Origin of the sequence: Dactylosporangium sp. NPDC049525 (genome assembly GCF_040676755.1) — a bacterium.
GTDB lineage: Bacteria > Actinomycetota > Actinomycetes > Mycobacteriales > Micromonosporaceae > Dactylosporangium.
This window is the reverse complement of sequence record NZ_JBFAPO010000142.1, coordinates 1-3501: the sequence shown is the minus strand read 5'-3', so window position 1 is coordinate 3501 and position 3501 is coordinate 1. Positions and strand designations below refer to the sequence as shown.

Annotated in this window: 2 protein-coding genes and 1 pseudogene; 1 reads left to right on the top strand and 2 read right to left on the bottom strand. The window is 67.2% G+C overall.

What is annotated here, in order from left to right; all coding sequences use genetic code 11:
* Positions 1-143: 143 nt before the first annotated feature.
* On the bottom strand, positions 144-2255 hold the full coding sequence (locus AB0K00_RS57595; RefSeq protein ID WP_363540173.1) for an MMPL family transporter: 2112 nt from the start codon (positions 2253-2255) through the stop codon (positions 144-146).
* A 159-nt stretch (positions 2256-2414) separates the two neighbouring features.
* Here AB0K00_RS57595 and AB0K00_RS57590 point away from each other — a divergent pair, with 159 nt between their 5' ends.
* Entirely contained in the window at positions 2415-3080 is a 666-nt protein-coding gene (locus tag AB0K00_RS57590) for a helix-turn-helix domain-containing protein (protein ID WP_363540171.1), read from the top strand.
* Between the two features lie 17 nt (positions 3081-3097).
* Here AB0K00_RS57590 and AB0K00_RS57585 read toward each other — a convergent pair.
* A pseudogene (locus AB0K00_RS57585) lies at positions 3098-3501 on the bottom strand (2,3-dihydroxybenzoate-AMP ligase); the annotation flags it as partial.

Sequence of the window (3501 nt, the reverse complement as noted above, 5' to 3'; positions counted from 1 at the left end):
CCCGCGGCCAGCCCCCGTGTCCGGTCCCCGCCATCCGGTCCGCGATCAGCCAGCCAGGACGCCGCCGGGGCGGCACCGGACCCCCGGTGCCGCCCCGGTCTCCACGTCACACGGGGGAATGACGCGAAGCTCTCGATGTGCGATCAGACCCGTTCGGGGTCGCGGTCGCGGTCGACGGCCGGCGCCACGGGCTCCGGATCGGTGGTGAGCGAACTCGGCCACCAGATCTTCGGCCCGATGTCCAACGTGAGCGCCGTGGCCAGTACGGAGCGCACGACGAACGTGTCTAGCAGGATCCCGAGGGCAATGGCGAAGCCCATCTGGACGATGAGCACCAAGGGCAGGGTGGTGAGCACAGCGAACGTTGCGGCCAGTACAAGCCCGGCCGAGGTGATGACGCCACCGGTGGCCGAAAGACCGATCAGGGCGCCCTTGCGGGTCCCGTGTCGCACCGCCTCCTCCCTGATGCGGGTCACCAGGAAGATGTTGTAGTCGATGCCGACCGCGACCAGGAACACGAAGATGTAGAGCGGGAAGCCGCTGTCGGAGGCGTTGAAGCCGAACACGGACTTAAAGACGAACGCGCTGAATCCGAGCGCTGCGGCGAACGACAGCACGACGGTGGCGATGAGGACGACCGGCGCGAGCACGGACCGCAGTACCAGCATGAGGATCAGCAGTACTGCGAGGAGCACGAGCGGGATGACGACCTTCGTGTCGCGACTGTTGGCCGCGTTCGTGTCATGGGTGATGGCGGCGAAACCGCCGATGTTGGCGTCGGCGCCGGACACCTTGGCGACCGCATCTCTGGCACGGTCGATGGCGGTGTCGGCGGCGGCGCTGCCGGGTTCGTCGCGCAGCGTGCCTTCGATCCGCACCAGGTCGCCCTTGACCAACGGTTCACCGACAGCGGCAATGCCGTCGGTGCCCTTGAGCGCGTCCTGGATGCCGGAGGCGGCGGACGCCTTGCCGATGACGATGAGGGGCTGACCGGATCCGCCGGCGAAATGCTGGTTGATCAGCTTCTGGCCGGTGACCGACGGCGGCTGGTCGAGGAAGGAGTCTTCGAAGGCCAGTCCGTTGGCGTTGAGCTGGGTGAGCCCGACTGTCATCACGCCGAGCACGAGCGCCGTGCCGATCCAGACGGCACGGGGTCGTTTGGCGATCCGTTCGCCCAGCTTGGCCCAGCCACCGCGGTCCGACGGACGGGTGGAGCCGACCTTGGGCCGCGACGGCCAGAAGATCCATCGGCCGAAGATCACCAGCAGGGCGGGGAACAGCGTCACCATGGCGGCGAGGGCGATCACGACGCCGACGGCGGCCACTGGGCCCAGGCCCTTGGTCGAGTTCATGTCGGCGAGCAGCAGGCAGAGCATGCCGACCGCGACGGTGGCCGCGCTCGCCAGCAGGGTCGGCCCGGACCGGCGCAGCGCGATCCCCATGGCCTCATGCCGGTCCTCGTGCACCCGCAGCTCCTCCCGGTATCGGGAGATGAGCAGCAATGCGTAGTCGGTGCCGACGCCGAAGACTAGGACCGTCAGGATGGCTACGCTCTGGGAGTTGACGACCAGCCCGGCGTGCTCGGCCAGGAGATAGATCACGGCCTGTGCGATGACCAGGGTGAGGCCCGCGGAGATCACGGGCAGAAGCCACAGGATCGGGCTGCGGTAGATCACGAGGAGCAGGATGATGACGACCGCGACGGTCGCCATGAGCAACGTGGTGTCGATGCCTTCGAATGCCTCGGTGTTGTCCGCGGCGAAGCCCATCGGTCCGGTGACGTACGAGTTGAGCCCGTTGTTGGCGTTCTGGACGATGGCACGGATCGCGTCGACCCGTTCGACGACTTTAAGCTGTCCGACGGGGCCCATCTCGATCGGCACGACGATCTGCAGCGCCTGGCGGTCGTCGGATGCGATCGGGCCCTGCACGGGGCCGCTGACCCCGTCCACGCCCGCCAACTTCGCGGCGTCGTCCTTGACCTTGGCCAGGTCGGCGTCCGTGGTGCCGGCCGCGCGCTCGTACAGGATCACTGCAGGGAACTCGTCGGTGGCCTGGAACTGCTTCTGCAGCTCGCTGACCTTGGTCGCCTGCGCATTGCTGGGAAGCCATGCGGCCGTGTCGTTCTGCTGGGCGTCGGTCAGTTTACCGGCCAGGGATCCCAGGCCCATGAACAGGACGATCCAGACGAGGACCACGATCCACTTGGTCCAGCGGCCGCAGACCAGCTTCGGGGCTCCGCTTACGCGTGCCATTGCTTTTCCTCCAGTGTGATGGATCCCGGCTTCACTCGTCGAGCCATCCGCCCGCAGCACAGCCGCAAGAGCAGCAATGACCCTGTTACTCTTGGTGCGGGATTTAGCTTGCTATCTGCAAGTACGATGCGTCAAGTGGTGTTGAGCTAGCATTGGGTAATGGGTAGCCGGTCATATGGACAGTTCTGCGGCGTCGCCAGTGCGTTGACGATGGTTGGCGAGCGCTGGGCGCTCCTGATCGTCCGCGACCTTCTCGTGGGTCCGAGGCGGTTCACGGACCTGCTCAACGGCCTGCCCGCCATCCCCACCAACGTCCTGTCCTCGCGGCTCAAGGAGCTTGAGGGGCACGGTGTGATCCGCCGCAGGGTGCTGCCGCTGCCCGAGAAGGGCGTCGTCTACGTGCTCACCGAGTACGGCAGTGAGCTCGAAGAGGCGGTCCTTGCGCTGGGCCGGTGGGGCGCGCGGTCGCTCACGGTCCCCGCCGAGCATGAGATCGTCACCACGGACTCGATGATCATGGCGCTGCGAACGACATTCCGGGCGCACTATGCCACCGGCGTGCGATGCGGCTTCCAGCTCAACATCGGCGACGTGACGGTGCACGCCCGGGTCGACGACGGTCACCTGCACGCCGCGGCGGGTCACCTCCCCGACGCGGACCTGGTAATCGAGACCGGCCCGCAGATCAGGGCGCTGATGGCCGGCGAACGCAGCCCGGAGCAGGCCCTCGACGACGGCAGCGTCCGAATCACCGGTGAGCGGGACCTGCTGCAGCTGTTCACCCGCCTGTTCGCCATCGACGCCCGGCTGCCGGCGGTCGCCTGACCGCAACGCCGCCGCGGCTACTGGGTCGGCTCGCTGACCAGCAGACGCAGCGCCTTCTTGTCGGGTTTACCGACGGCCGTGTACGGCAGCTCGTCGAGGACGATCAAGCGCTCGGGGATCTTGAATGCTGCCAGCCCGCGTGCCGTGAGGATGTCAACGACGTCGTCGAGCTCGATGCTCGCCCCGGTGTGCAGCCGCACGAAGATACAGACCCGCTCGCCCACCTCGGCGTCGGCGACAGCGACCGCAGCTGCTTCGGCCACCGCGGGGATCTCCTGTACCAGCGTCTCGACCTCACCGGCAGAGATCTTCTCGCCAGCACGGTTGATGAGGTCCTTGACTCGTCCGGTGACGACGATGTTGCCGTCTGGGGTGAGGTGGACGAGGTCTCCGGTGCGGTACCAGCCGTCTGGTGTGTAGC